Source organism: Pseudoalteromonas sp. NZS71, from assembly GCF_015864715.1.
In the GTDB taxonomy this organism is placed as follows: domain Bacteria; phylum Pseudomonadota; class Gammaproteobacteria; order Enterobacterales; family Alteromonadaceae; genus Pseudoalteromonas; species Pseudoalteromonas arctica.
Map to the genome: position 1 here is coordinate 37535 of NZ_JADYWS010000018.1, position 26578 is coordinate 64112.

24 protein-coding genes, 10 tRNA genes and 1 pseudogene are annotated in these 26578 nt (G+C 39.9%); 24 read left to right on the forward strand and 11 right to left on the reverse strand.

Features of this window, described 5'->3' with window-relative positions; all coding sequences use genetic code 11:
- Positions 1–21 precede the first annotated feature (21 nt).
- The 4 genes from I6E85_RS12900 to hemA are packed head-to-tail and all read right to left on the reverse strand — an operon-like array spanning position 22 to position 4812.
- Positions 22–1566, reverse strand: a complete 1545-nt coding sequence (locus tag I6E85_RS12900) for a response regulator (protein WP_197236995.1) — start codon at positions 1564–1566, stop codon at positions 22–24.
- A 54-nt stretch (positions 1567–1620) separates the two neighbouring features.
- Entirely contained in the window at positions 1621–2460 is an 840-nt protein-coding gene (gene prmC / locus I6E85_RS12905) for a peptide chain release factor N(5)-glutamine methyltransferase (RefSeq protein WP_197236996.1), read from the reverse strand.
- A 2-nt stretch (positions 2461–2462) separates the two neighbouring features.
- Positions 2463–3548 carry a peptide chain release factor 1 gene (gene prfA, locus I6E85_RS12910; RefSeq protein ID WP_024597763.1) on the reverse strand — a complete coding sequence of 362 codons (1086 nt, stop codon included), beginning with the start codon at positions 3546–3548 and terminating at the stop codon, positions 2463–2465.
- A gap of 7 nt (positions 3549–3555) precedes the next feature.
- Positions 3556–4812 (reverse strand): glutamyl-tRNA reductase, encoded by a 1257-nt coding sequence (hemA, locus tag I6E85_RS12915; protein WP_197236997.1) that lies wholly within the window; start codon positions 4810–4812, stop codon positions 3556–3558.
- A gap of 83 nt (positions 4813–4895) precedes the next feature.
- Between hemA and lolB the strand changes: the two genes are divergently transcribed.
- The 16 genes from lolB to I6E85_RS12995 all read left to right on the forward strand — a co-directional run bounded on the left by lolB (position 4896) and on the right by I6E85_RS12995 (position 11454).
- Positions 4896–5483 carry a lipoprotein insertase outer membrane protein LolB gene (gene lolB, locus I6E85_RS12920; protein WP_024594739.1) on the forward strand — a complete coding sequence of 196 codons (588 nt, stop codon included), beginning with the start codon at positions 4896–4898 and terminating at the stop codon, positions 5481–5483.
- A 2-nt stretch (positions 5484–5485) separates the two neighbouring features.
- Positions 5486–6343 carry a 4-(cytidine 5'-diphospho)-2-C-methyl-D-erythritol kinase gene (gene ispE, locus I6E85_RS12925; RefSeq protein ID WP_154903382.1) on the forward strand — a complete coding sequence of 286 codons (858 nt, stop codon included), beginning with the start codon at positions 5486–5488 and terminating at the stop codon, positions 6341–6343.
- Between the two features lie 88 nt (positions 6344–6431).
- Positions 6432–7379: a ribose-phosphate pyrophosphokinase gene (locus I6E85_RS12930; RefSeq protein ID WP_002958550.1), complete on the forward strand. Its 948-nt coding sequence runs from the start codon at positions 6432–6434 to the stop codon at positions 7377–7379.
- Between the two features lie 149 nt (positions 7380–7528).
- Positions 7529–8140 (forward strand): 50S ribosomal protein L25/general stress protein Ctc, encoded by a 612-nt coding sequence (locus I6E85_RS12935; RefSeq protein ID WP_002958549.1) that lies wholly within the window; start codon positions 7529–7531, stop codon positions 8138–8140.
- 19 nt (positions 8141–8159) lie between these two features.
- A complete protein-coding gene (gene pth, locus I6E85_RS12940) occupies positions 8160–8744 on the forward strand; it encodes an aminoacyl-tRNA hydrolase (protein WP_002958548.1) in 585 nt (194 codons plus the stop codon).
- A 53-nt stretch (positions 8745–8797) separates the two neighbouring features.
- A complete protein-coding gene (ychF, locus tag I6E85_RS12945) occupies positions 8798–9889 on the forward strand; it encodes a redox-regulated ATPase YchF (protein WP_002958547.1) in 1092 nt (363 codons plus the stop codon).
- Between the two features lie 332 nt (positions 9890–10221).
- Positions 10222–10298, forward strand: a tRNA-Met gene (locus tag I6E85_RS12950).
- Positions 10299–10345: 47 nt separating this feature from the next.
- A tRNA-Leu gene (locus I6E85_RS12955) sits at positions 10346–10430 on the forward strand.
- Positions 10431–10469: 39 nt separating this feature from the next.
- A tRNA-Gln gene (locus I6E85_RS12960) sits at positions 10470–10544 on the forward strand.
- A 5-nt stretch (positions 10545–10549) separates the two neighbouring features.
- Positions 10550–10626: transfer RNA gene (locus I6E85_RS12965), tRNA-Met, on the forward strand.
- A gap of 90 nt (positions 10627–10716) precedes the next feature.
- Positions 10717–10801 (forward strand) — tRNA-Leu (locus I6E85_RS12970).
- A gap of 38 nt (positions 10802–10839) precedes the next feature.
- Positions 10840–10914 (forward strand) — tRNA-Gln (locus I6E85_RS12975).
- A gap of 71 nt (positions 10915–10985) precedes the next feature.
- Positions 10986–11070, forward strand: a tRNA-Leu gene (locus tag I6E85_RS12980).
- 38 nt (positions 11071–11108) lie between these two features.
- Positions 11109–11183, forward strand: a tRNA-Gln gene (locus tag I6E85_RS12985).
- A gap of 71 nt (positions 11184–11254) precedes the next feature.
- Positions 11255–11339, forward strand: a tRNA-Leu gene (locus I6E85_RS12990).
- A 40-nt stretch (positions 11340–11379) separates the two neighbouring features.
- Positions 11380–11454 (forward strand) — tRNA-Gln (locus tag I6E85_RS12995).
- A gap of 41 nt (positions 11455–11495) precedes the next feature.
- Here the strand turns inward: I6E85_RS12995 and I6E85_RS13000 are convergent.
- The gene (locus tag I6E85_RS13000) at positions 11496–13079 is read right to left on the reverse strand and encodes a bifunctional diguanylate cyclase/phosphodiesterase (protein WP_197236998.1); all 1584 of its coding nucleotides are present in this window, start codon (positions 13077–13079) and stop codon (positions 11496–11498) included.
- 154 nt (positions 13080–13233) lie between these two features.
- Complete coding sequence (locus tag I6E85_RS13005; protein WP_024591112.1) at positions 13234–14490, reverse strand: FAD-dependent monooxygenase; 1257 nt, start codon at positions 14488–14490, stop codon at positions 13234–13236.
- A 169-nt stretch (positions 14491–14659) separates the two neighbouring features.
- On the opposite strand from I6E85_RS13005, the gene miaB reads away from it, so the two are divergent.
- Genes miaB through lnt form a run of 5 tightly spaced genes read left to right on the forward strand, consistent with a single transcriptional unit; the run spans position 14660 to position 20118 of the window.
- On the forward strand, positions 14660–16108 hold the full coding sequence (gene miaB, locus I6E85_RS13010; RefSeq protein WP_010554713.1) for a tRNA (N6-isopentenyl adenosine(37)-C2)-methylthiotransferase MiaB: 1449 nt from the start codon (positions 14660–14662) through the stop codon (positions 16106–16108).
- Positions 16109–16158: 50 nt separating this feature from the next.
- Positions 16159–17217, forward strand: a complete 1059-nt coding sequence (locus tag I6E85_RS13015; RefSeq protein WP_007585598.1) for a PhoH family protein — start codon at positions 16159–16161, stop codon at positions 17215–17217.
- A gap of 4 nt (positions 17218–17221) precedes the next feature.
- Positions 17222–17680: an rRNA maturation RNase YbeY gene (gene ybeY / locus I6E85_RS13020; protein WP_002958542.1), complete on the forward strand. Its 459-nt coding sequence runs from the start codon at positions 17222–17224 to the stop codon at positions 17678–17680.
- Positions 17681–17702: 22 nt separating this feature from the next.
- On the forward strand, positions 17703–18587 hold the full coding sequence (gene corC, locus I6E85_RS13025) for a CNNM family magnesium/cobalt transport protein CorC (RefSeq protein WP_007585597.1): 885 nt from the start codon (positions 17703–17705) through the stop codon (positions 18585–18587).
- Complete coding sequence (lnt, locus tag I6E85_RS13030; protein ID WP_197236999.1) at positions 18568–20118, forward strand: apolipoprotein N-acyltransferase; 1551 nt, start codon at positions 18568–18570, stop codon at positions 20116–20118. Before corC ends, lnt begins: the two co-directional genes overlap by 20 nt.
- A gap of 87 nt (positions 20119–20205) precedes the next feature.
- Here lnt and I6E85_RS21005 read toward each other — a convergent pair.
- From I6E85_RS21005 to I6E85_RS13045, 4 genes and pseudogenes are all read right to left on the reverse strand, one after another.
- Positions 20206–20493, reverse strand: a pseudogene (locus I6E85_RS21005) (2OG-Fe(II) oxygenase).
- 107 nt (positions 20494–20600) lie between these two features.
- On the reverse strand, positions 20601–21050 hold the full coding sequence (locus I6E85_RS13035) for an ATPase (RefSeq protein WP_101164100.1): 450 nt from the start codon (positions 21048–21050) through the stop codon (positions 20601–20603).
- Between the two features lie 89 nt (positions 21051–21139).
- The gene (locus I6E85_RS13040; protein WP_101164099.1) at positions 21140–21988 is read right to left on the reverse strand and encodes an alpha/beta hydrolase; all 849 of its coding nucleotides are present in this window, start codon (positions 21986–21988) and stop codon (positions 21140–21142) included.
- Between the two features lie 29 nt (positions 21989–22017).
- Positions 22018–23028 (reverse strand): RDD family protein, encoded by a 1011-nt coding sequence (locus I6E85_RS13045; RefSeq protein ID WP_101164098.1) that lies wholly within the window; start codon positions 23026–23028, stop codon positions 22018–22020.
- Positions 23029–23252: 224 nt separating this feature from the next.
- On the opposite strand from I6E85_RS13045, the gene I6E85_RS13050 reads away from it, so the two are divergent.
- Together I6E85_RS13050 and I6E85_RS13055 are read left to right on the forward strand one after the other, a co-directional pair.
- Positions 23253–23828, forward strand: coding sequence for a hypothetical protein (locus I6E85_RS13050; RefSeq protein ID WP_101164097.1), 576 nt, complete (start codon positions 23253–23255; stop codon positions 23826–23828).
- Between the two features lie 17 nt (positions 23829–23845).
- Positions 23846–24394, forward strand: coding sequence for a hypothetical protein (locus I6E85_RS13055; RefSeq protein ID WP_024591118.1), 549 nt, complete (start codon positions 23846–23848; stop codon positions 24392–24394).
- Positions 24395–24459: 65 nt separating this feature from the next.
- Here the strand turns inward: I6E85_RS13055 and I6E85_RS13060 are convergent, their stop codons facing one another.
- On the reverse strand, positions 24460–25548 hold the full coding sequence (locus I6E85_RS13060) for an alkene reductase (RefSeq protein WP_101164096.1): 1089 nt from the start codon (positions 25546–25548) through the stop codon (positions 24460–24462).
- A 180-nt stretch (positions 25549–25728) separates the two neighbouring features.
- Here I6E85_RS13060 and I6E85_RS13065 point away from each other — a divergent pair, with 180 nt between their 5' ends.
- A complete protein-coding gene (locus I6E85_RS13065) occupies positions 25729–26496 on the forward strand; it encodes a hypothetical protein (RefSeq protein ID WP_101164095.1) in 768 nt (255 codons plus the stop codon).
- The last annotated feature ends 82 nt before the right edge of the window (positions 26497–26578 follow it).

Genomic DNA, 26578 nt, shown 5'->3' on the forward strand with positions numbered 1-26578 from the left:
GTACTTCTGTTTTATAAAAATTTAATCAGGAAAACGGCTAAGAACCGCCTCTAACTCATCAAGCTTTTCGTTAAATACTTCAACCATTTTTGGTTCAAAATGTGTGCCTTTTTCAGCATTAATTTCATCAACCACATTTTGTAATGTCCAAGGCTCTTTATAACACCGTTTATGGCGAAGTGCATCGTATACATCAGCAAGTGCGACTATGCGGCCAAATACGCTAATTGCGTTTCCGCTTAGACCTTGCGGGTAACCAGACCCATCCCATTTTTCATGATGCTCTTTTGCAATAATTGCACCTGTACTCACAATTTCATGGGGAGAGTCTTTTAAAATAGTATAGCCTTTATCAGTATGGATTTTCATCACTTCCCATTCTTGAGGTTCTAACTTTGCTGGTTTGTTTAAAATCGCATCAGGAATACCCACTTTACCTACATCATGAAGAGGAGACGCCAACCTTACTAAATCTGCATCATGTTTAGATAAACCATAGCCCTCAGCTAAAATATGACAAATATGTGCTACTCGTTTAACATGATTACCTGTCTCGGTTGAGCGCTGCTCTACTGCTTCACTTAACCTATAAACAAGCTCTTGTTGTGTCGCTTCTATTTCAGACTGAAGCTGCACATTTTCAAAGGCAAGTTGCACATTTTGAGAAAATATTTTGATTAAATGACGCTGAGTATCCGTTAAATCCTTTGGGACACCTGATATGAACAGCATTGAATTATGATTGTACTCACTACTGCAGTACGCAAATAAGTAATTATCTTTATAAATGATACTTTTATCATTAAGCGCCTGATGACACGCACTTAACTGCTCAGCTTGTAATACCTCATCAAGCTCTTTACCTTCACTTTTTTCAAAATCGCCAGTGCCAGAGCAAACTATTAGTTTTTTATTTTTTTCATGTTCTGGGTTTTGTGCAACTAAAGTGGTGGCATACATAGCTTGATCAGCAATACCCAATAAAGATGTTAATTGCTGCATAACGCCTTCAATAAAGTGCTCTATTGAATGCGCAGAAAAAATATCACGAGACGCTATAATTATCTTCTCAAGTCCTTCGCGTGACTGCTCTATTGAAATAATATCGCGGTACGAGCGCAGGCTCGACATAATGACTGTAAATAATTTTTGAGCCGTTAGCTCCGTTTTCGATTTGTAATCGTTAATATCATAATTAATAATTACTTGTCGTTCAGGGGCTTGACCAGGTTGACCTGTCCTTAAAATAATTCGAATATGATTATTTTTAGCTTCTTCACGAATAAATTTAGCAACTTGCAAACCAGCGTCGTCGGTTTCCATTACAACATCAAGTAACACAATTGCGGCATCCGGATGCTCTTTTATAAGCTCTTTGGCTTCAGCTCCCGAATAAGCACTGATAAATTCTAAACGTTTATTTTGAAACTCAAAATCACTCAACGCTAGTTTTGTAACAGCATGAACTTCAGGTTCGTCATCAACGATTAAGACTTTCCAGGTACCAAGTTCAATCTCATTGATTGGTTCTTCTGGCTCATCTGAAAATAAAAAATCACCCATCATAGTCGAAATTCCTTCATGGCATTATTTAACGCACTAGTAAGCAATTATTATTCTTTAGGGCCACTGTGCAAACGTTACACGGTCATTATTACCAAAGTCTTTCACTGTTTTAATATTAACAAATGCCATTTTTTTGAAAAAATGACGAACAGCTTCACCTTGCTCAAAACCGTGTTCTATTAAAAGATAGCCACTAGATAACAAATAGTCACGTGATTGTGTAATTATTTGTTTAATATCAGACATTCCGCAATCATCAGCCACTAATGCCGACAAAGGCTCAAAGCGAACATCGCCCTGATTTAAATGTATATCACTGCTTTCAATATAAGGTGGGTTAGTGACAATTAGGTTGAATTTTTCACCGTGCAACTCACTAAACCAGTTGCTTTGCTTAACGTGTACGTTGTTAATCGCCAATCGCTGCTGGTTACGTGTAGCAAGTGCAACAGCATCGCTTACTCTATCTACTGCAGTAATTTGCCAATTAGGCATTTCACTACCCAGTGCCAACGCAATTGCACCAGTACCGGTGCCTAAATCAAGTACTTTAGCTGTAGCAGGTACAGTCACTTCAAGTGCTTGTTCTACTAGCGTTTCGGTATCTGGTCGAGGTATTAAGGTTGTTGCGTTAACTTCAAGCGATAAACTCCAAAACTCACGCTGCCCCGTAATATGTGCAACAGGTTCACCCTTTAAACGCCTTTGGCAAAATGTATTAAATTGCTGTTGTTGCTCAGCGTTAAGTTCATGCTCTGGCCAAGTGAAAAGGTAACTGTGAGGTTTTTGAAGAATATGTAAAAGTAAAACTTGTGCATCTAATTTAGCACTTTCGCTGCTAGGTGCTAATAAATTAGCGCCTGCAGCAATAGCTTGTTCAAGAGTTTGGCTCACGACTACTCGTCGCCCATAGCCGCTAATAAGTCAGCTTGATGTTCTTGCATTAATGGGTCAATAACACAGCCTAAATCACCCGCTACCACTTCATTTAAACGATAAAGTGTTAAGTTAATACGGTGATCGGTAATACGACCTTGTGGGTAGTTATAAGTACGGATACGCTCAGAACGGTCGCCACTACCGACTAAATCACGACGCTCAGATGCTTCTGCCGCATGGCGTTTCTCATCTTCAGCTTGTTGCAAGCGTGCTGCAAGTACCGACATCGCTTTAGCGCGGTTTTTATGCTGTGAACGTTGATCCTGACACTCAACCACAACACCGGTAGGTATATGTGTAAGTCGAATAGCAGAATCTGTTTTATTAACGTGCTGACCACCTGCGCCCGATGCACGAAATGTATCAACTTTTAAATCTGCTGTGTTAATTTGTATTGCTTCGGCTTCTGGTACTTCCGCCATTACCGCAACAGTACATGCAGAGGTATGAACTCGCCCTTGTGACTCGGTTTCTGGCACACGTTGTACGCGGTGTACACCTGATTCAAACTTTAATTGACCGTAAACGCCTTCGCCACTAATATTTGCAATAACTTCTTTGTAACCACCGTGCTCACCTTCATTGGTGCTCACAACTTCTACTTTCCATTTTTTAGTTTCTGCATAACGACTGTACATACGAAATAAATCGCCAGCAAAAATAGCCGCTTCATCACCGCCTGTTCCAGCACGTACTTCAACAAATACGTTGTTATTATCTCGTGGATCTTTTGGCAACATTAATACTTGAATTTGATCTTCAATTACCAAAATTTGCGCTTTAGCTTCTTTATATTCTTCTTGCGCCATTTCACGCATTTCAGGGTCAGAATCTTTAAGCATTTCTTCTGCACTGGCTAAATCATCTTGCGTTTCTTTGTAAGTTAAAAACGTTTTTACAATCTCTTCAAGCTCAGAATATTCTTTTGAAAGCCCACGAAAACGATTTTGATCGCTAATGACCGACGGGTCGCTTAGCAGCGCTTGTACTTCTTCGTAACGCTCTACTAAGGTTTCTAATTTATTATAAACAGACTCTTTCATTTAACGGTTATTCCTGATCAATACCTAACATTTTTTTCAACTGGTTTAGCTGCGCCACTTCACCTTTTTTCGCTGCGTCTTGTATTGCACGGGTAGGCGCGTGCATTAAGCGATTGGTTAATTTATTGGCGAGCTCTAATATAATTTTTTCTGCATCTTTACCTGTATTAAGCTGACTAACAGCACGCTCTACAAGTTCTGACTTAATTGTTTGTACATCATTTCGATAATGGCGGATTAAATCTACCGAATCGAGTGAGCGCATCCACATTGCAAATTCTTTGGTGCGTTCAGTAATAATTATTTGCGCTTGCTGTGCAGCTTGCTCACGCGCTGCCATATTCTCGCTTACAATGGTTTGTAAGTCATCAACGGAATATAAATAGGCAGCATCTAGCTCACCTACTTGGCTTTCTATGTCGCGCGGAACCGCAATATCTATAAATAGCATGGGCTTGTGACGGCGCTGCTTAAGCGCTTGCTCAACCACCCCTTTACCAATAATAGGCAAAGTACTGGCGGTAGAACTAATCACTATATCCGCTTTATGTAAACGCTCTGGCAATTGCGCTAAAGCAATTACATCCGCCGACACTTCGTCAGCTAAGCTTCGAGCTCGCTCAATAGTTCGGTTCGCAACGGTAATGTTTTGTGGCTCATTTTGATATAAATGCTTGGCCACCAGTTCAATAGTTTCACCCGCACCAATTAATAAAACGTTTGTTTTATCAAGCTTGCCGTAAATATGTTTTGCTAAATTAACAGCTGCAAATGCAACCGATACAGCACTTGCGCCAATATCGGTTTCAGTTCTAACTTGTTTCGCTACTGAAAATGTTTTTTGAAACAACCTATCAAACGTAACACCTACTGCATCGTGGTTTTTAGCACTAAAAAACGATTGTTTTATTTGCCCCAAAATTTGCGGTTCGCCCAACACCAAAGAATCCAACCCACACGCCACGCGCATTAAGTGATTAATAGCATCGTTATCTTCGTAGCAATAAGTGTTTTTGCTCAGTTCATGTTCATCCAAACCATGGAAACTGGCAAGCCAGCTCAACAGTGTTTGGGAATTTTGCTGAGCGAGGCTACAATAGATCTCGGTTCGATTGCAGGTAGACACAATAACCGCTTCATTAAAGTCGGCATGGCCACTTAATTGTTGCAACGCCTCTGAAATTTGCTCAGGCGAAAAAGCCACTTTTTCACGTAATTCTACGGATGCGGTTTTGTGATTTATACCTAGTGCTATTATGGTCATATTTGCCAAATATTGCTGAGCCCTACTTCAAAGGCGGTAATTTTACCAAAAATCAGCGGAATATGGAAAGTAAGGAACAACATTTGATTCGACAATATTTGATTTTATTCATGTTTTTTTTGTTTTTAGGTGGCTGTGCTCATCAAATTGATACAAAAACAACACTTTATGATGATTGGAAACCACGTTTAGCTGCTCAAAAAACTTGGCAAGTAGAAGGTAAACTTGCATTTATTAGCCCAGAAGAGCGTCAATCTGCAAACTTAAATTGGCAGCAAACAACAAATTCCAATAATTTAATACTGACTACTTTTATTGGTACTCGTATTTTGTCGCTTAAACAAACAGCTAACGGTGCTGAATTAGAGTTTGACGGTGAACAATACTTTGATACTAACGCTGCAGAGCTTTTAAAACGATTAACGGGTTTTACACTCCCGGTTGATAACGCCGACAACTGGCTTAAAGGCACTATTGACGATGAAAGTTTAATTGTTGATGAGCTTGGGCGTGCAAAGCAAGTATTATGGTTTGATAATACAGGCAAAAAATGGCAAATAGATTATGGCGCCTATGTACAAAACGCAGGTTACTGGTTACCTACTAAACTGACGTTAAAGCACCAACAAATAAAAATTAAAATTCAACTATACGATTGGCAGTTTAAATAAGTATGAATAACAAAACCTCTTTTTCACTTATTGCTCCGGCAAAACTCAATTTATTTTTACATATTAATGCTCGCCGAGAAGATGGCTATCATGAACTTGAAACCTTATTTACTTTTTTAAATTTTGGTGATGAGCTGCATTTTGAGTTAACAACAGATGGGAGTATTTCTGTCGGTGGTGATACTAAAGACATCCCTCTAAATGATAATCTCATCTATAAAGCTGCTTTATTATTACAAACACACTGTAAAACCTCTTTGGGTGTAAAAATAAATTTAATTAAGCGCTTGCCGATGGGGGGCGGTGTTGGAGGAGGTTCATCTGACGCAGCGAGTACTTTATTAGCCCTAAATAAGTTATGGAAATTGGCACTAAATTTAGAAACACTAGCTCAACTAGGGCTCAAGTTAGGGGCAGATGTTCCAGTGTTCATACAAGGTCAAAGCGCCATAGCGCACGGTATTGGTGAAAAACTACACCACGTAACACTTGAACAAAAATGGTACTGCGTTGTACACCCTAACCAACATGTAAGTACCGCAAAAATATTTACACATCCAGATTTAAAACGCGACACACCAAAAATAATAGGCGACTGGAAACACCATACTTTGACCAACGATTGTGAGCCTTTAGTTAAAAAGCTTTGCCCCGAGGTTGAAAAAACCCTCCAGTGGTTGCTAAAATACGCACCGTCGAAGATGACCGGAACAGGTTCATGTTGTTTTGTCGAATTTGCTAGCCAAGTTCAAGCACAAGATGTACTTGAAAATCTCCCCCATACTTGGCAGGGTTTTGTGGCTTCAAGCGCAAATGTCTCACCTGCTCATACGGAGTTAACCGCCATATTCGATCAATGAAGTAACGTACAAGTAATCATAAGTTAACCCGCAGTGAAATTTATCATTGCCCGTTAGTCCAAATATTCAGTGCCTGAGGAACCCTACCGTGCCTGACATGAAGCTCTTCGCTGGTAACGCAACACCTGAGTTAGCTCAAAAAGTTGCAAAACGTTTATATATTGAATTAGGCGATGCTGTTGTTGGCCGTTTTAGCGACGGTGAGATCAGTGTTCAAATAAATGAAAATGTTCGTGGCTCGGACGTTTTTATCTTGCAATCAACCTGTGCCCCTACAAACGATAACCTGATGGAACTTATCGTTATGGTTGATGCTCTACGTCGTGCATCTGCAGGTCGTATTACTGCCGTCATTCCTTATTTTGGTTATGCGCGCCAAGACCGTCGTGTACGTTCTGCTCGTGTTCCAATTACCGCTAAAGTTGTTGCAGATTTCTTATCAAGTGTTGGTGTTGACCGTGTTCTTACGGTTGATTTACACGCTGAACAAATCCAAGGCTTCTTTGATGTACCTGTAGATAACGTATTTGGCAGCCCTGTATTACTTGAAGATATGAAAGAACGCGACTTTGAAGACGTCGTTGTTGTATCTCCAGATATTGGTGGTGTTGTACGTGCTCGTGCAATTGCAAAACTACTAAACGATACCGATTTAGCAATCATTGATAAACGTCGCCCTCAAGCAAATGTTTCTCAAGTAATGCACATTATTGGTGACGTTGAAGGTCGTGATTGTATTATCGTAGATGATATGATTGATACCGGTGGTACATTGTGTAAAGCCGCAGAAGCACTTAAAGAACATGGCGCTAAGCGTGTATTTGCATACGCAACACACCCTATCCTTTCAGGTAAAGCAGCCGAAAACTTACGTGACTCAATGATTGATGAAGTAATTGTAACTGACTCAATTCCGCTATCTGATGAGCTTAAAGCCCTTGATAAAGTTAAGGTACTTACGCTTGCTGACATGTTAGCAGAGACTATTCGTCGTATTAGTAACGAAGAATCTATCTCAGCGATGTTTGAACACTAAAATTAAACATTCCTGAATATAAAAGCGCCTTTTGGCGCTTTTTTTGTAAGCGATGTTTATTTTATCTGGGCGTGGTGGTATGATAGCGCGCCTTTTGGCTAGGGACCTTGGTCGCAAAGGCCCTACACATTTAAATAACTGGAGACATCATGTCTAACAAAACTTATACGTATAACGCTGAACTTCGCGTAGAAACTGGTACTGGTGCGAGCCGCCGCCTACGTCGCGAAGACAAAGTTCCTGCAATCCTTTACGGAGCTGATAAAGAAGCTTTATCTCTTACTTTTGCTCATAAAGATATGATCAAAGCTCAAGAAGACGAAGGTTTCTACACGCATATCCTTACGCTTAACGTTGATGGCGAAGCTGTTGAAGTAATCTTAAAAGATATCCAACGTCACCCATTCAAGCCTAAGCTTACTCACCTTGATTTCCAACGTGTAGATGCTACTCATAAATTTCAAACTAAAGTTCCTCTACACTTCATCGGTGAAGAGATTGTAACTAAAGCTGGCGCAACTGTTGTTCACCAGTTAACTGAAGTTGAAATTACGTGTCTTCCAAAAGCACTTCCAGAATTCATTGAAGTAGATGTTTCTAAGTTTGTTGTTGGCGATTCAGTTCATATCTCTGACCTAACTTTCCCTAAAGGCGTTAGCTCTGTAGATTTAGCTAAAGGCGAAGGCCATGATCAGTCTATCCTGACTATCAAAGCAAACAAAGCAGCTCCAGTTGAAGACGACGCTGCAGCAGCAGAATAATATTTAAGGTCTCGCAACCTTGAATTCTATTCAAATGCTTGTGGGCCTGGCTAATCCAGGCCCCGAATACGCAAACACACGCCACAATGCAGGTGCTTGGTTCATCGAGCAAATCGCTGCACGCTATAACTGCACTCTAAAACACGATCCTAAATATCACGGCCTTACAGGCAAAGTGATCATTCAAGGCCAAGAATTCAAATTATTGATCCCCACTACTTACATGAATTTAAGTGGTAAAGCGGTCAGTAGTTTAGCTAATTTTTTCAAAATCCCTGTCGAGGACATTTTAGTTGCCCATGACGAATTGGATTTAGACCCAGGCGTTGCCAAATTAAAAAAAGGTGGCGGGCATGGCGGTCATAATGGTTTAAAAGACATTATTGCAAAAATGGCAAATCAAAAAGACTTTATGCGCTTGCGCATTGGTGTAGGTCATCCGGGGCATCGTGAAATGGTAACTGGTTGGGTGCTTGGAAAAGCGGCCAAAGAAGACCAAGAAAAAATGGATGCTGCTGTTGATGAAGCAGTTCGTTGCATGGAAATACTTGCAAAAGATGGTGTGTTAAAAGCACAAAACAGACTACATTCGTTTAAACCCTAGTAACTTGGGTCCAAGTACACCGTTTAAACGAATTCTAAACAAGGTATCTTACTATGGGTTTTAAATGTGGCATCGTTGGCTTGCCTAACGTAGGTAAATCAACGCTTTTCAATGCACTAACTAAAGCGGGTATTGAAGCCGCTAACTTTCCTTTTTGTACCATTGAGCCTAATACAGGTGTGGTACCTGTGCCAGATCCTCGTCTAGACGAACTTGCTAAAATTGTTAATCCTCAACGAGTTCTTACCACTAGTATGGAATTTGTAGACATTGCTGGCTTGGTAAAGGGCGCATCTAAAGGTGAAGGCCTTGGTAACCAGTTTTTAGCTAACATTCGTGAAACCGATGCAATTGGCCACGTAGTTCGCTGTTTTGAAGATGAAAACATCATACACGTAGCAGGCACTATTGACCCTGCTGACGATATTGACGTAATCAACACTGAGTTAGTACTTGCTGATATGGATAGCGCTGAAAAAGCCCTTTTCCGTAACGCAAAAAAAGCAAAAGGTGGTGATAAAGACGCCAAAGAGCAAAATGCCGTACTTGAAAAAGTAAAAGTGCATCTTGATGAAGGCTTAACTTTACGCGCTTTAGCATTAACTAAAGAAGAAAAAGCAGCAATCAGCTCTATCAACTTCTTAACTATTAAACCAACTATGTATATTGCAAACGTTGCTGAAGATGGTTTTGAAAATAATCCATACCTTGACCGTGTACGCGCTATTGCTGCAGCAGAAGATGCGATTGTTGTTCCTGTATGTGCTGCTATCGAATCTGAGCTTTCAGAATTAGATGACGAAGACAAGCTTGAGTTTATGGCTGATCTTGGCTTAGAAGAGCCCGGCCTTAATCTTGTTATTCGTGGTGGTTATGAATTACTACAATTACAAACTTATTTCACTGCGGGTGTTAAAGAAGTGCGTGCATGGACAATCCCTGTAGGTGCAACAGCGCCACAAGCAGCGGGTAAAATCCATACCGACTTCGAGCGTGGCTTTATTCGTGCGCAAACGATTGCTTTTGACGACTTTGTTGCCTTTAAAGGTGAAAGCGGCGCAAAAGAAGCAGGTAAGATGCGTCAAGAAGGTAAAGAGTACATTGTTAAAGACGGCGATGTAATGAACTTCTTGTTCAACGTATAAGTACAAATTAAACCAATTTAACTTGGTAATAATTTTTAAAGGCTCGTTTTTACGAGCCTTTTTTGTATTTAAGCATTATAAAAATAATAATTAACCTCAACTAGTCTATCTTTGTAATATCGCTTAATGAAAGAAGTACAGGGTTAATTAAGATTCCGCGCCTTAAAGGCAGCTAAAAAAACAGCATTTTTATTAAATTTTAGCCTGTTAGCTTAATTTTCCTGCAAACAAACACCGTTAAGTGTTTTTTTGCAAAAAAGGTGTTGACGAATTTGGGTCATATCAGCATAATACGCCCCGCACTCAGCGATGAAGTGCTAACAAAAAAAGATGGCTAAGTAGCTCAGCTGGTTAGAGCACATCACTCATAATGATGGGGTCACAGGTTCAAATCCCGTCTTAGCCACCATTATTTTTTTGTTGCTCAATGAAGAGTTTAAAATAACTACCTTGTGTGCGGGAGTGGCGGAATTGGTAGACGCGCTGGATTTAGGTTCCAGTATCTTAGGATGTGAGAGTTCAAGTCTCTCCTTCCGCACCATAATTCTTGATAAGAATTAAAACTATCAATTGTTATTGTTGGGATATCGCCAAGCGGTAAGGCACCAGGTTTTGATCCTGGCATTCCCAGGTTCAAATCCTGGTATCCCAGCCAACAATGGCTAAGTAGCTCAGCTGGTTAGAGCACATCACTCATAATGATGGGGTCACAGGTTCAAATCCCGTCTTAGCCACCATTTCTTCTTTTAGAAATGGCTCTGCAAGAGTTAAATTGCAGCTCAATGAAGAGTTTAAAATAACTACCTGTACTTTATTGTACAAACGATGCGGGAGTGGCGGAATTGGTAGACGCGCTGGATTTAGGTTCCAGTAACTTCGGTTGTGAGAGTTCAAGTCTCTCTTTCCGCACCATTTCTTGATAAGAAATAAAATTATCATTAATTCTTTGTTGGGATATCGCCAAGCGGTAAGGCACCAGGTTTTGATCCTGGCATTCCCAGGTTCAAATCCTGGTATCCCAGCCAACTTCTTCTACCAAGGAAAGTTGGATAAAAGAATTGCTCTAGCTTAGAGTTTAAATTGGCAAATTGTTGATGCGGGAGTGGCGGAATTGGTAGACGCGCTGGATTTAGGTTCCAGTAACTTCGGTTGTGAGAGTTCAAGTCTCTCTTTCCGCACCATGTTCTTATAAGAACTAAAATTATAAAGAATTCTTTGTTGGGATATCGCCAAGCGGTAAGGCACCAGGTTTTGATCCTGGCATTCCCAGGTTCAAATCCTGGTATCCCAGCCAACTTCTTCTACCAAGGAAAGTTGGATAAAAGAATCGCTCTAGCTTAGAGTCTAAATTAGCAAATTAGTGATGCGGGAGTGGCGGAATTGGTAGACGCGCTGGATTTAGGTTCCAGTAACTTAGGTTGTGAGAGTTCAAGTCTCTCCTTCCGCACCATGTTCTTATTAAGAACTAAAATTAATATCAAATTTATAGTTGGGATATCGCCAAGCGGTAAGGCACCAGGTTTTGATCCTGGCATTCCCAGGTTCAAATCCTGGTATCCCAGCCAATTTGACTCCCCTGTCTAAAACTTCTCAATACTCATTAAGTTCAACTTACTTTCTCTGCATTTAAATAAACACTTATAAACTCATCTATTGTTATCGGTTTACTATATAAATACCCTTGTAAATAATCACAGTTCAGATTCAACAACGCCTGTTCTACTTCTTTAGTTTCTATTCCCTCAGCAACTACATCGCAATTTAATCGACCCGCTAAAAACAATGTAGATTCTACAATGGCGTAATCAGGCGAGTTAATAAGCATATCTTTGACAAACGACTGATCTATTTTTATTTGATTGATTGGCAGCTCTCTTAATAACGACAGCGACGAAAAGCCAGTACCAAAGTCATCAACACTAAATTTAAACCCGCGCATATTCAACTGTTGCATCATTTTTCTAGCAGCCGGTATATTTGTCATCATTGCACCTTCAGTAATTTCAAAAATTAACGAGTCGCTTAATGTAGGATCCGTTGCGAGTAAACTAATTATAAAATCGTAAAACTCACTGCTTTCAATATCTTTCGTCGATAAGTTGACATGTATGGTACCGGTGAAGCCAAATAGTTTTAGCTTTCTAATGTGATTAACGGCTTCTTGTACAACCCATTTCGATAAAGGAAAAATAAGCCCTGTACGCTCAGCTACGGTTATAAACTTTTCAGGACTAATAAAGCTACCATCATCTTGCGGCCATCGTATAAGCGCTTCTAGGCCATGTAATTGCAGATCCTTAGAGTCCATTATGGGTTGTAAATAAAGCTCAAACTCATCTTTATGTAATGCCACTTTAATTTTGGCTGATAAATCAAAAAAGTCCTCAGCTCGTTTACCTATTGCAGATGAGTAATTTACCAAAGGTTGAAATGTTTTTTTAGCTTCATGCAGTGCCAAGTCAGCTTTTTTTAATAGCTGATCGGGCAATCGGCTATCATCAGGAAAACGGCTTACGCCTATACTTAATTGTATTTTAACCATTTGCTCATTCGTACAAAACGGACTTTTGACGGCTGAGTTTATAATGTTTACACAATAATTCATGCTTTCATCTGTATCGGTATGCAATAAAAATGCAAACTCATCGCCACCTATTCGATATAACTTAGCAATGCCGCATAATTCTTTATTTAGTTTATTGGCAAATGCAGTCAATAATTGGTCCCCACAATGATGCCCAAACGCATCATTAATTTGTTTAAAGTTATTTAAGTCGATATAAAATAGTGAAAATGGGGAAGGATATTCAACTTGTTTACTTAAAGATTTAAAAAATTTATCGCGGTTAGGTAAGGTTGTTAAGTTATCGTGCTCAGTTTGATATTTTTGATACTGCGTTGCTTGCTCTATTTTAAGAATACTTTTTAAGCTCAGTTTAATAACTAAAAAAACAAACCCACCACCGCCAAGTAACAACATAGCCACCATATTCATAACGACGGGTGCAATATCGTGGTTTGAAAAATAATAAAGTATCCACCAATACCCTAAAATAAAAAAAATAATAGCGCATAGCAGTACACTCCATGCTCTTTGCGATGTTTTTTTGCAAACTTTAACGGTTGTTTTTAAGCTAGCAACAAGCAGTAGCGCACCTAAAATAATTATTACTGTAAAAAAATTATCCACACACAGGCTCTTTAAAGTTATTAAATTGCGATTTAGTGATGTAACACCAGTTAAATTAAAACTGTGTTCAATATAGCCGAGTCACTATTTGCTGACTTAAAAACAGACATAAAAAAAGGCTCATAAATGAGCCTTTCTAATATCTACTTTAAATTTAGCCTAAATCACCACTAATTGCGTATTTTAAAACCCAGTTTTTTATTGGCCCCGTATTATTAGCCATTTTTAAAAACTGGCTACGTGCCCATTTAAGTGGCGTAATTTGATTAGAAAACCCAAAGTAACACGCGTCCATCATGCTCATCATTAATAAATTAGCTTTACGGCGAGCTCGCTCGTATTCTTTAAGTTTTAGTGGGCAACCTATATCTCCTGCTTCGTTTAAAACCTCAGCAAGTGCCACTACGTCCTGAAAGCCTAAATTAACGCCCTGCCCTGCAAGGGGATTAATTGTATGCGCTGCATCGCCTACTAAAACCAAGCGCCCTTGCGAATAATTATTAGCATGTTGGCGAGTAAGCGGAAATACTGCATGGGTTTGTACTTCAAAGTCTCCAGCAAGTTCTGGGAATTTATTCAGTATGTGCGTTTTTAACTGAGCTGGGCTTAGCCCTTTAAATGCTTGCAATGTATTTGCATCGTCGTACCAAATTAAATTAGCGTACGGTGCCTGCATTGGTAAAAATGCTAACGGCCCACTTGGTGTAAACTGTTGCCATGTTTTAATTTGTTGCGGTGCATCGAGTTTAATTAACACCCCCATGCAATGCTGTTGGTACTGCCAACCCGTAATACCAATATTCGCCTTATCGCGCAGCTGCGATTGCCCACCATCGGCGGCAATTACTAAATCAGCCGTATAGGTTTGATCACCATACACAAGCGTAATTAAATCATCCGTTTGCTCTATTTTAGTTACCGGCAATGATTGCTCAATAACCTCAATCTTATAATGCCCAAATTGCTGCCACAAACTTGCTTGAATTAAACTATTTTCAATCAAGTGGCCTAAATGTGTCGTGTTTATGTCGGCGCAATCAAATAATAAATTGTCACCACCGCGCTCAAAAGCCTCTAATTGTTGATAAGGTGCTATGCGGTTTTGCCTTAAAAGAGGCATTGCCCCTAATTCATCAAGTAAATTTTCTGAAAAACGATTAATAGCAGACACTCTAATATCCACCTTATCGCTACTAAGAATGTGCGATGGGTCTATTAGGTGTTTTTCAATTATGCGCACGCCAAAGCCTTGCTGAGCCAGCTTTATCGCCATAGCCGCGCCAACCATGCCCCCGCCAACCACTATCACATTATTTTTGGTCATGTTTTTCATCATTTTATTATTACTTGAGTCTGTTTTGATTGTATCAAAATTAATTTGTTTTATACCAGAGGATATCCCTAACAGCACATTAAACTCGCCCCGTATTGATTTGAGATCACAAACATGAAAACTATACTTGGATCTGGGCGGGTATCCAGCTAAAATACGCCTCCTTTAAGTGAGCATGCTTGCTCCTTAATCCTGTTTCTAGCACATTTTTGTGCCACTATCGAATTGAACACGAGGCAATATTTCAATGAGCAAAAAGCTGCATATTAAAACCTGGGGTTGTCAGATGAACGAATACGACTCTCAGAAAATGGCTGAACTTTTAGATGCCACCAACGGCTACCAGCTAACTGATGATGCAACAGATGCCGACGTAATCTTACTTAACACCTGTTCAATTCGTGAAAAAGCACAAGAAAAAGTATTTCACCAGTTAGGTCGTTGGAAGTTGTTAAAAGACGACAAGCCAGACTTAATAATTGGTGTAGGTGGTTGTGTTGCCTCACAAGAAGGTGACTCTATTCGTCAACGTGCACCATTTGTGGATGTTATTTTTGGCCCGCAAACATTGCACCGTTTACCAGAAATGATTAAACAAGTGCAAGGCAACAAAGGCTCATCAGTTGTTGATATTTCATTCCCAGAGATTGAAAAGTTTGACCGCCTGCCAGAGCCAAAAGCGGATGGCCCATCTGCGTTTGTATCAATTATGGAAGGCTGTTCTAAATACTGTACTTTTTGTGTTGTACCGTATACTCGCGGCGAAGAAGTTAGCCGCCCAGTAGATGACGTATTACTAGAAATTGCACAGCTTGCTGAGCAAAACGTACGTGAAGTAAACCTACTAGGCCAAAACGTAAACGCATACCGCGGCGACACGCACGATGGCGAAATATGTTACTTCTCAGATTTAATTCGTCTTATTGCTGCTATTGATGGTATTGACCGTATTCGTTACACCACATCGCACCCGGTAGAATTTACGCCTGATATAATCGACGTTTACGCTGATGTACCAGAGCTTGTAGATCACTTACACCTACCAGTACAAAGTGGTTCAGACCGTATATTAAACCTAATGAAACGTGGCCATACGGCAATTGAATACAAATCGACAATTCGTAAGTTACGCAAAATTCGCCCTAACTTAAGCATGTCGTCAGATTTCATTATTGGTTTCCCAGGCGAAAGTAAAGAAGACTTTGAAGCAACCATGAAGCTTATTAGCGACATTGGTTTTGATATGAGCTTTAGCTTTATTTACAGTGCACGCCCAGGTACGCCAGCGGCAGATTTGCCAGATGACGTAACAGAGCAAGAGAAAAAAGAACGCTTATACTTACTACAAAACCGTATTACACAAATGGCGCAGCAAATTAGCCGTCAAATGTTCGATACAGAGCAACGTATACTTGTTGAAGGTCCTTCTAAAAAGAACCCAATGGAATTACGTGGCCGTACCGAAAATAACCGTGTAGTAAATTTTGTTGGCCCGCACACAGTGATCGGACAGTTTGTTGACGTACGTATTACCGAAGCACTACCTAACTCTTTACGTGGTGACTTAATTCGTACAGAATCAGAAATGAACTTACGACGTGAAATCGCGCCTTCAGCTATTTTAACTAAAGCTGCAGCTGCAGAGCCAAAACCAGACACTGTTAACGAAATTGGCGTAGCTACTTTCGTTCCTTAGTCACACTATTAGCGCCAGTTAACGCTGGCGCAGTACTATAGGAAGCAATTTTGAGTAATCAGTTAAAAACATTAGAGATTTATTTAGAACCTGCCGATAACAAACGCCTTTCTTCTTTATGTGGCCCGTTTGACGAAAACATCAAACAAATTGAACGCCACCTGGCTGTTGAAATAATTCACCGCGACAACTTTTTTAAAGTAACCGGTAAACTACACAACTGCGCCGGCGCTGTAGAAATCTTAAAAAACCTTTATGTTGATACTCAGCCAGTTCGTGGTGTTTTAGGCGAAATAGAACCCGAAGCCGTTCATTTAGCTATTACCGAATCAAAAGCCCTAGAGCAAGACGCATCAAGCAGCGCTTACGGCAAAGAAATGGTGATTAAAACGCGCCGTGGTGTTATTAAACCACGTAACGATAACCAAGGTGTTTATGTGGCTAATATTTTAAACCACGACATTACCTTTGGTATTGGCCCTGCTGGTACTGGTAAAACCTACCTTGCAGTTGCTGCCGCCGTTGACGCCCTTGAGCGCCAAGAAATACGCCGCATATTATTAACGCGCCCTGCTGTAGAAGCGGGCGAAAAGCTTGGCTTTTTACCCGGTGATTTAAGTCAAAAAATAGACCCGTACCTGCGCCCTCTTTACGACGCTCTTTTTGAAATGCTAGGTTTTGAAAAAGTAGAAAAACTCATCGAAAAAAATATCATTGAAGTCGCCCCGCTTGCTTACATGCGCGGACGTACTTTAAACGATGCCTTTATTATTTTAGATGAAAGCCAAAATACCACCGCCGAGCAAATGAAAATGTTTTTAACCCGTATAGGGTTTAACTCAAAAGCGGTTATTACAGGCGATATAACACAGGTCGATTTACCTCGTGGCACACGTTCAGGCCTTCGCCATGCAATGGAAGTACTTGATGGCGTAAACGAAATTAGCTTTAACTACTTTAAAGCCCAAGACGTAGTACGCCACCCTGTTGTAGCACGCATAGTTGAAGCCTACGAGCGAAACGACGAAAGCGAGCGACTAAAGCGCATTGAAAAGCAAAATGCAAAAGACGCACTTGCTGCTCTTCAACAGCCTACTACTAAAGAGTAATACTTTGACAACCGAACTTGATTTACAAATAGCCTGTGAGTTTGACAACCTCCCAAGCGAAGAGCAATTTGCACTGTGGGCCGACAAAGCCCTTAGCCAATACCGTGACGAGTCAGAACTCAGTATCGTTATTAGCGACGAAGCGCAATCGCAACAACTTAATAACGACTATCGCGGTAAAAATAAACCGACCAACGTACTGTCGTTCGAATTTGAAGCACCACCAGGAATAGATATTCCCTTGGTTGGTGATTTAATTATTTGCCCAGCCATTGTATTAGCTGAAGCAATTGAGCAAGAGAAGTCATTTCATGACCACTTTGCCCACATGGTTATTCACGGATGCTTGCATTTGCTTGGATTTGACCATATAAAGAGTGACGATGCTTTAGAGATGGAAAGCATCGAAAAGCAATTACTTGCAGAGCTAAACATAGCAGACCCATACCGGGACGATATTTAAATTAACGGAGCAATTAGACGCAATGAGCGACGGTAACTCGCAATCTAGCCAGGGTTCTTCTGGCAAAACGTGGTTGGGCAGAATAGCCCAAATGTTGCAAGGGGAACCCCAGAATAGAGAAGAGCTGGTCGAAGTTATTGCCGATGCGCAAGAACGAGACGTAATCGATCCTGAAACAAAAGAGATGATAGAAGGTGTGCTTGGCGTGTCTGAGCTTAAAGTGCGAGACATAATGGTTCCGCGCTCACAAATGATCACTCTTGAGATCGACAGCCCGCTTGAAGAGCTAATTCCAATGATGGTTGACTCAACTCACTCACGTTTTCCAGTGGTGATTGAAGACAAAGACCATGTAGAAGGTTTTTTACTCGCTAAAGATTTATTGCCACTGATCTTAAATAAAGACGAGCATTTACCATCAATACGCGATTATTTACGCCCAGCAATGGTAGTACCTGAGAGCAAACGTGTTGATACATTGCTAAACGAATTCCGTCAGCAACGCTACCATATGGCTGTTGTTATTGACGAATACGGCGGCGTATCGGGCTTGGTAACGATTGAAGATATTCTTGAAATAATTGTTGGCGAAATCGAAGATGAGCACGACGAAGAAGAAGAACATCAAGATATTCGTCGACTTGCTAAACATGTTCACGTAGTGCAAGCACTCACACCTGTAGATGACTTTAACGAGCATTTTAAAACAGGCTACAGCACAGACGAAGCCGATACTATTGGCGGAACTGTACTGCACGCATTTGGCCATATGCCAAGCCGTGGTGAAACGATTGACATAGAAGGTTACCAATTTAAAGTAACCAACGCCGACAATCGTCGTATTTTGCAACTGCAAGTCACCGTTCCTAAGGCTGATGATAACGACAGTGAAGAAACTGCTAACTAGACTTACCCTATTAGCAAAAGATAAAAAAGCATGGCTCGCACTCGTTGCGGGCCTTGTTTTAACTTTTGGCTATGCCCCATTTGAAATTTGGCCCATCGTATTTATTAGCCTTGGTACCATAATTTTTTGCGTTAACCCCAATAATACCGGTAAAGCACACGCAAAAACCGCTGCTAAATATGGCTTTATATTTGGCCTAGGCTGGTTTGGTGCAGGTATAAGCTGGGTACATGTTTCTATTGCCACCTTTGGCGGTATGCCGCTTATAGCGTCGCTCTCGTTAATGGCATTTTTGTGCGCATACTTAGCGTTATTTCCCGCACTTGCCTTTTGGGCAACTACACGCTTTGCCACTGGCCCTAAAAGCTTTGGCGCATTACTAATAGCATGCTTTGCAATTAGTGAGTATTTACGTGGCACCGTACTTACCGGTTTCCCGTGGTTAAGTTTTGGCTACACACAAACCGATGGACCTTTAAGGCTGCTTGCCCCTTATATTGGCGAGTTTGGCTTAACACTTACCTGTGTCGCTATTGGCTTTGCACTGTATAGACTTACCCAAAAAGATTTTAAAACCCCGGCGGTTACTGCTACAGCTGTTGCGCTTATTTTTATAGGCGCAAGCACCACCGGCAGTATTCATTACACAGATAAAAACATGTCAGTGTTGCTCGTGCAAGGGAACATACAGCAACACCTGCGCTTTGAGCCAAGTGAGTTTTGGACCACAATGAGCAAATACCAAGACCTGACACGCCCACATTGGGATGCCGACTTAATAGTATGGCCAGAAGCCGCCGTGCCTGAAATAGAAATGCTTGCTGATTCCTACCTAGCCAATTTAGACAGTGCAGCCTCGTTTAATAAAACCGCCCTTGTAACCGGTATTGTTGACTATCAGCGAGACACCAAAAATATATTCAACACGCTTATTGTGGTCGGTAATAAAGAACGCGGCGACGAGCACGGGCATTATCATTACCTTGATAAAAACCGCTATCAAAAACACCAGCTATTACCTATTGGCGAGTTTGTACCGTTTCAAGACTTTTTGCGCCCTATTGCCCCATTATTCGATTTGCCTATGTCATCGTTTACCCGTGGCGACAAAGTGCAAAACAACTTGCGCGCCAACGGCTTTAATTTACTACCCGCTATTTGCTACGAAATTGCTTTTGCAGATTTAGTCCGCGGTAATTACAAAAGCGATTCTGACCTACTCTTTACTGTAAGTAACGATGCCTGGTTTGGCGACTCTATTGGACCTTTGCAACATATGCAAATAGCCCGTATGCGGTCGCTCGAACTACAACGCCCTCTAGTGCGAGTTACCAACAATGGTGTAAGCGCCGTATACGACCCCATAAGCCACACACAACAAACCATGCCTCAGTTTGAAGCTACCATATTGAAAGCCAACATTAAGCTTATAAAAGGCGACAGCGTGTACAGCCAATACGGCAACATATTTGTGTGGGGATTTGTGTTGTTGATGGGTCTTGGTGGTTTTGGGGTTAGGTTGAGAAAGTGAATTAAAATTAATAGCTGTCGGTGGACAGCTATTTAAAAAAGGTGTTTATTGTTGGGTTTCGCTTCGCTCTACCCAACCTACGCAAATTTACTTTTTAATCCAGCCTATGCTAAAAATATAACGAGCTTTGTTCTATTTTTAATGCTTGGTGTTGCTCAATATCAGGTTTAAAAAGTTAAACTCGACTGTAATTTATAATTGGGTTTTCACAGATAAACTCACCACCTTTAACGGCATACCTCAGTACAATATTGAGATTGAGCCTAAAATGCCGACCGACTTTAACTTTATCGGTATGCGACTTTATTTCACTTACTTGCGGGAGTTTAATTAAGTATCAAATTTAAATGGGGTTAGCATACAGCATAGTAACATTTTATCGTAACCCGACTATTGGCGTCCTAGCTCCCAACTAAATAACTTTTTAGTCATAACTACTCGTTATGCTTTTTGCTTTCTATGGGGGTAGTTTACAACAACTATCAAAACCACTTAAACTTTAGCTTTGCTGAGTGTACTCTGCTCACCTGTGGCCTCAGTAGATTACAATGAATATCAATATAGCTACTTTTATTTGGTTCTATAAAAATGTCATCGCTTTTACCTAAACAATTACCAACAAACTTTCCGTTTTTATCGAATGTAGATGCTATAACACCACCTGCATATATGCTTTCATTGGTGATATTTTTTAACTCAGCAGTTATTCTTACTCGCCCATTTTCTTTAAAAATATCAGAAAGGGTAAGTTTATAATCACTATTTAAGTCGTCAGTGCCCTCCAATGCTTTATTTGATACCTGCTCTTTAAAGCCACTATCAACTTCTGAGGCTATTGTTAGCGCGTACACACTGATACCACCGAGTGTTGCTATTACAAACCCTATCCCCCAAAAAAAGCCCTTTATAGCCTCATTAAAATTATTACTCATTTAATTCCCTTTTAATTTTTCACTACTAAATTTCGTTAACAATATACCCAAAATCACTACTTTCACTAACCTAGTATATAAATTAAAATTTATTTTTGTAATAAGCTTTTTAAACCATAATACCAACTAAGCGCTGCCACCGTGCCATGAGTTTCTTCTTCAAAGTAACGTTGATTTATATATAAACTATTACTCGGGTGCGCTTTTAGTTTTTTAGCAAGCTCTAAGCCCCATTTATAATTAGCCTCTCCAATTTCACCAAAAGCTGCATTATTAGCAAAAGTAAAATATACATTGCCTTTAAGCTGCTTGTTTATAAGTTGTTGTTCGTCAAAATAACGATTGAGATAATTATTATCCCAAAGGTAGGTTGCATCAATAATTAAGTAATCAGTAAATAAAGAGTGATTGGTAAGTAAAACATAGCTTGCGAACAAGCCACCGAAAGATTCCCCAATTAATACCCGCTTATTTGATGTACGGTAATTTTTATTAATGAATGGAATAAGTTCTTTTTCAAAAAAAGCGGTGTAGTTTGCGGCATTGCCAATGTTTTCAAATTTTTCGAGTCGCTTGCCGTTAAAAGTCCAATCGACATTGGTAGGGGTAAAGTCGCGCTCTCTTATCGCATTTTTACTATTAGGAACAGCGACAATAATTGCTTGTTGAATTTGTTTTTCTAGCCGCTCAGTACTGAGTGCTTCAACAAGCCCCGCTAAGGCTTTTAAATGGGTTGGGTCGCCATCAAGCAAGTAAATAACAGGATATACTCGTTCGAGGTTTTGCTTGTAGCTTGGCGGTAAATAAACACTATAACTGCGCTGCTCACCTAAAATAATAGACTTAAGCTGATGTTTTTTTGCTAACACAATATTTTCTGACGCATACGAAGCTGTAATAAAATACAGATAACTAAACGCCATTAATAAAGCTTTCATAACCATCCTTGTAATTAATAAGAGCAAACTTAACTTTTTACAGTCTCTTCTACCGTTTCAACATTTACAACTTGATTCAAGTCGCCTTTAATAACCACAGTCGCTGATATTTTATCTTGAATGGCTTGTCTGTTTGGGTCCCAATATATCTGTAAAAACCCTAATAACCCCGTAGCAAAGCCGGCACCGTAGCCGCCGTAGCGCCCAAAACAGTCTAATAAACCTAATGGCTCGCCGCTTAGGGCGACAACACGAATATTACATACCTTTTTACCCGGTGTTTGGCCGCGCCAAAGTAACGAGAACAACGTAAAGTAAACTGCAGCCCAGCCAAAACCTAAGCCCAAGTCTTGAATAATGCCTTTGCTCCACTGCAAAATACTATTTGTGGTTGTTTGTGCAGGTTTTTCTTCTATTAACTGCGCAGGCTTTATTTCGTTATTTTCACTGAGCACTAGTAGCTGTAAAAGTACGGTAGCAAGTTGTGGGTTTTGTAGGTCGTCCATTTCTGCTAATTTAGGTACTTGCCCGATTAAATTATCAAGCGCGTTTTGTTGGCAAGGTTCCTCACAGCTGTCATCGGCTGTTTGCGCTAAATAAGTATTTACCTGTTGTTTTTCTGTGGGAGTAAGCTGAATTTCATCTTGTATTTTTACGCCCTGAACAGCTAAAGCTTGATCAGCGTTATCGTCTTCTAGGTAATCAATGCCAATTGAAAGCACAGTAAGTGCGCTTACAAATAAAATACTTGCTGCCGTTATTTTTAAGATTCTTCGCCACACATTCGATATTTTTGGAAGGTATTGCTGTGCCGTACCTTTATAAAAAGCCATTGCAGCAACAAATGCTATTAAAGCCGCGCTAAGCTTGGCCGCTAAAAATATCAGTGCAACATCAATAATAATCGCTAGTGCACGCCGAATTGGCGTAGCTAAAGGCAAGCCCAGTAAAGCACTGTCAATTTTAAAGGCGTAGGGGGTAACAACTTCTCGGGTTTCAGAGTTTGATAATTCTAATTGTTCTATCTCTTTGGCTTTCATTTATTTTCTTGTTATTAAAATAGGTAACCCGGTTAACTTACGCGTTTTTTATTTTTTGCTCAAGATTAACTCTGCTTTATTTTTAAGAAAACCGCCCCCCACAAACACTAAAAGTTACAACCGTTTACAAATATAAAGTTAACATAATTTACAAAAGTAACTATTGAACATATATTGATGCTGAAACTGCTTTCACACTAAAAATTAAATATATGGAGTATATTTTGAAGTTATTAACTAATGTGTTTTTCTTGTTTTCGGTCCTTATTTTGAGTGGCTGTGCCCACCAGATAAGTTTAAATCCAGACACTGAAAAACTTCAGGTTACAGAAAATAAATCAGCATCAGTTGTGGGTTATTATATTTCTGAAGATGATATAAAAAAACAAGTAAAAACACCTGGCGGTGGTGGCGATAATGTTAGTTACAAACCTTATAAAGACACAGAAGCAGCGCTGTATACTGTGCTTTCTAATAAATTTGAAAACGTTTATAAGCTTGAATCATTAACTGATAGTACATTTTTAAAAGATAAAAAAATTGAGTATGTATTCATACCGACAATAACAACGCAATCTAGCTCAGATAGCTTATTCACATGGCCTCCTACAGAATTTACTTTCACGCTAAACTGTAAAACTTTAAATAACAATGGCGATATAGCATGGAATAGTGAAGTTAAAGGTTTTGGCAAAGCTGAATTTGATGAGTTTAAAAATGATTTTTCTTTATCTGCAAAACGTGCAACAGAAGAAGCATTTAACAAACTAGTTGTAGAACTTGATCAATCAAATTTATAAATAAGGACAGAAATAAAATGAAGTATAAAAGTTCACTAGGTTTAATCGCGGCTTTATTTTTAAGTGCATGTACCATTCAAGTTCCACCTTATAGTGCAGATATCAGCAACGTTTCTAAACTAAAAGAAGAGTCTAATACACCAGTCTCAGTCGGAAAAATTGAATCTGAAAAAAAATTAAATAAGATATCACTTCGAGGCTCTCCTCTTGTTTCATCTGTAGGCAACAGCTATGGTGAATATATTGAGAGCGCTTTAATACAAGAATTAAAACTGGCTAAACTTTGGTCTGGTGTTGCTAAAAAGCAAGTGACTGGCAAGGTTATTGACCAAGATATTGATGTAACAGGGTTCTCAGAGGGGAATTCATTTATAAAAGTAAATTTTGTTGTTTCAGAGGATGATGCAATTTTATTTGAAAAAGTAATTTCAGCTGAACATGATTTCGACTCTTCATTTATTGGCGCAATTGCAATCCCAAATGGTCAACGAAGCTATGTAGAGCTTGTTCAAAAATTACTTAAGAACTTGTATTCTGACGAAGAGTTTATTACTGCAATTAAGTAAGTACTCTCAGTGTAATTAAAACAAATAAGGAGCTGTATGCTACAGCTCCTTATTTATATATAAATTTAATTTGTAACTGGATAATCGGTATAGCCTTGCTCTGCACCACCAAACAAAGTGTCGGGGTTGTGGTTGTTAAGAGGCTTGCCTTGCTTTAAGCGTGCTGGTAAGTCTGGGTTTGATACAAATGGGCGACCAAAGCCAATTATGTCGGCCCAGCCTTCGCTAAGTGCATTGTCTGCGCGCTCTTTGGTGTACTTGCCTGCGTAAATTAATACACCGCTGTAGGCTTTACGAATAGCGTGTTTAAACTCAACACTCATTAAAGGTGCGTCATCCCAATCGGCTTCGGCTATATGCATGTAACCTACACCGGCTTTATTCAATGCCTCAGAAACCGCTAAATAAGTTTCCTCAGGGTTTTCGTCTACAGTGCCATTAAGAGTTGTTAACGGGGCTAGTCTTACGCCTACTTTGCTGCTACCAATTTCGTCGATAACAGCGTTTACTACTTCAATTAAAAAGCGTATACGGTTTTGCACGCTGCCACCATATTCATCGGTGCGAGCATTTGATTCTGAGTCTAAAAATTGGTTAATAAGGTAACCATTTGCAGCATGAAGCTCTATGCCATCAAATCCTGCATTAACTGCATTTTTAGCAGCTTGGCGAAATTCGCCTATGACATGCGTAATATCTTGTTTGCTCATTTCGCGTGGGAGTTGGGTGTCTACAAACCCCGGTGCACCGTTTGTATCTACAAATACTTTTACGTCTTTTGCAGCAATGGCCGAGGCTGAAATAGGCTGCACGCCACCGGTGTTGTCACTATGAGTTACACGGCCAACATGCCAAAGCTGAGCAAACATAACGCCACCAGCGCTATGTACTGCGTTGGTTACTTTACTCCAACCTACAACTTGCTCATTTGAATAAATACCCGGAGTCCAAGCGTAGCCTTTGCCAAGTTCACTAATTTGTGTGCCTTCGCTTACAATTAGCCCGGCACTTGCGCGCTGTGCGTAATATGTTGCCATTAAGTCGTTAGCTATATCGCCAGGCTGTGTTGAACGCGAGCGAGTCATTGGGGGCATAACAATACGGTTTTTTAATGTTTTACCTGCAAGTTCTATTGGTTCAAAAAGTAATGTCATAATGCCTCCTAAGTTTGATTGCGCTCATAATAACGTAACCAAGCACATGCAAAAACCACAAAAACTGCAAAATAGTTTTGTTGTATCTGCAATAAAGCTACAAAGTAAAACACATTAACTTTAGGTGAACTAAATGTATTTTATTGACTCTTAACAGCACTATTAAGTTGAGGGTTTGATGTGAATAAAGGGAATGCGTGGCCGTGGGTTATCTCGTTATGTATACATGGCGTGTTGCTATACTTATTACTTTCACATAAATTACTTTCGCAAAAAATAAAAGTTGAAGAACCTCAAACAAAAAAAGACACCGTAATAAACGCTTATGTAATGGTTAACTTATCAACGCAACCTAAGTTAAGCACCGTTAACACCACCACTAACGCACCGATTGCTGAGCCTGCAAAGTTAGAGGTAAAAAAAGTACCTGAATCTATAAGCACTAATAAAACACCTACAACTCAAACACAAGTTACTAAAGCACCCAAACAACGTGACGAAAAACCAAAAACAACAACAGTAACAAAGCTCACTATTACAAATAAACCTCAACCCCCTGCCCACACCATTAATACCAACACGCAAACGTTTAAAAAACTTAACCCGTATGCGCCTATTTATGGCGCACCTATAAATAACTTAACGCATAAAAAAATGGTCACGTTTGGCGAAGCAGATAACTCAGATAGTACTGATGATGCAATAGCTGCCACGCCCACAATTAAATCACCGGTTAAATCACAAAAATCGGAAGTTATTAGCCAAAATACAATAGGCACACGACGATTAGAAAAATTTAACGGTAAATGCTATTTAATTGATACTTCAACCGTATTTGGTAGTAATGGCATGCCTCAAGGTAGCGCGCAGACCTGCCCTGGCGAGCAAACTGATGATGAAATATTATTTAATAAAATAATGGATAAGTGGGCTCGTAAAAATAATTAGTTTTAAATTAGTGAACAAATACATTATTAAAGCGTATTAGTTATAAGTACTCCACTTACTTAATGCCAATTAGGAAACACGT

What these genes read in the sequence shown, in the direction of transcription:
- I6E85_RS12900 (WP_197236995.1), bottom strand. Translation starts at nt 1,566, where the DNA reads ATGATGGGTGATTTTTTATTTTCAGATGAGCCAGAAGAACCAATCAAT.
- prfA (WP_024597763.1), bottom strand. Translation starts at nt 3,548, where the DNA reads ATGAAAGAGTCTGTTTATAATAAATTAGAAACCTTAGTAGAGCGTTAC.
- hemA (WP_197236997.1), bottom strand. Translation starts at nt 4,812, where the DNA reads ATGACCATAATAGCACTAGGTATAAATCACAAAACCGCATCCGTAGAA.
- ispE (WP_154903382.1), top strand. Translation starts at nt 5,486, where the DNA reads ATGAATAACAAAACCTCTTTTTCACTTATTGCTCCGGCAAAACTCAAT.
- I6E85_RS12935 (WP_002958549.1), top strand. Translation starts at nt 7,529, where the DNA reads ATGTCTAACAAAACTTATACGTATAACGCTGAACTTCGCGTAGAAACT.
- ychF (WP_002958547.1), top strand. Translation starts at nt 8,798, where the DNA reads ATGGGTTTTAAATGTGGCATCGTTGGCTTGCCTAACGTAGGTAAATCA.
- miaB (WP_010554713.1), top strand. Translation starts at nt 14,660, where the DNA reads ATGAGCAAAAAGCTGCATATTAAAACCTGGGGTTGTCAGATGAACGAA.
- corC (WP_007585597.1), top strand. Translation starts at nt 17,703, where the DNA reads ATGAGCGACGGTAACTCGCAATCTAGCCAGGGTTCTTCTGGCAAAACG.
- I6E85_RS13035 (WP_101164100.1), bottom strand. Translation starts at nt 21,050, where the DNA reads ATGAGTAATAATTTTAATGAGGCTATAAAGGGCTTTTTTTGGGGGATA.
- I6E85_RS13040 (WP_101164099.1), bottom strand. Translation starts at nt 21,988, where the DNA reads ATGAAAGCTTTATTAATGGCGTTTAGTTATCTGTATTTTATTACAGCT.
- I6E85_RS13045 (WP_101164098.1), bottom strand. Translation starts at nt 23,028, where the DNA reads ATGAAAGCCAAAGAGATAGAACAATTAGAATTATCAAACTCTGAAACC.
- I6E85_RS13055 (WP_024591118.1), top strand. Translation starts at nt 23,846, where the DNA reads ATGAAGTATAAAAGTTCACTAGGTTTAATCGCGGCTTTATTTTTAAGT.
- I6E85_RS13060 (WP_101164096.1), bottom strand. Translation starts at nt 25,548, where the DNA reads ATGACATTACTTTTTGAACCAATAGAACTTGCAGGTAAAACATTAAAA.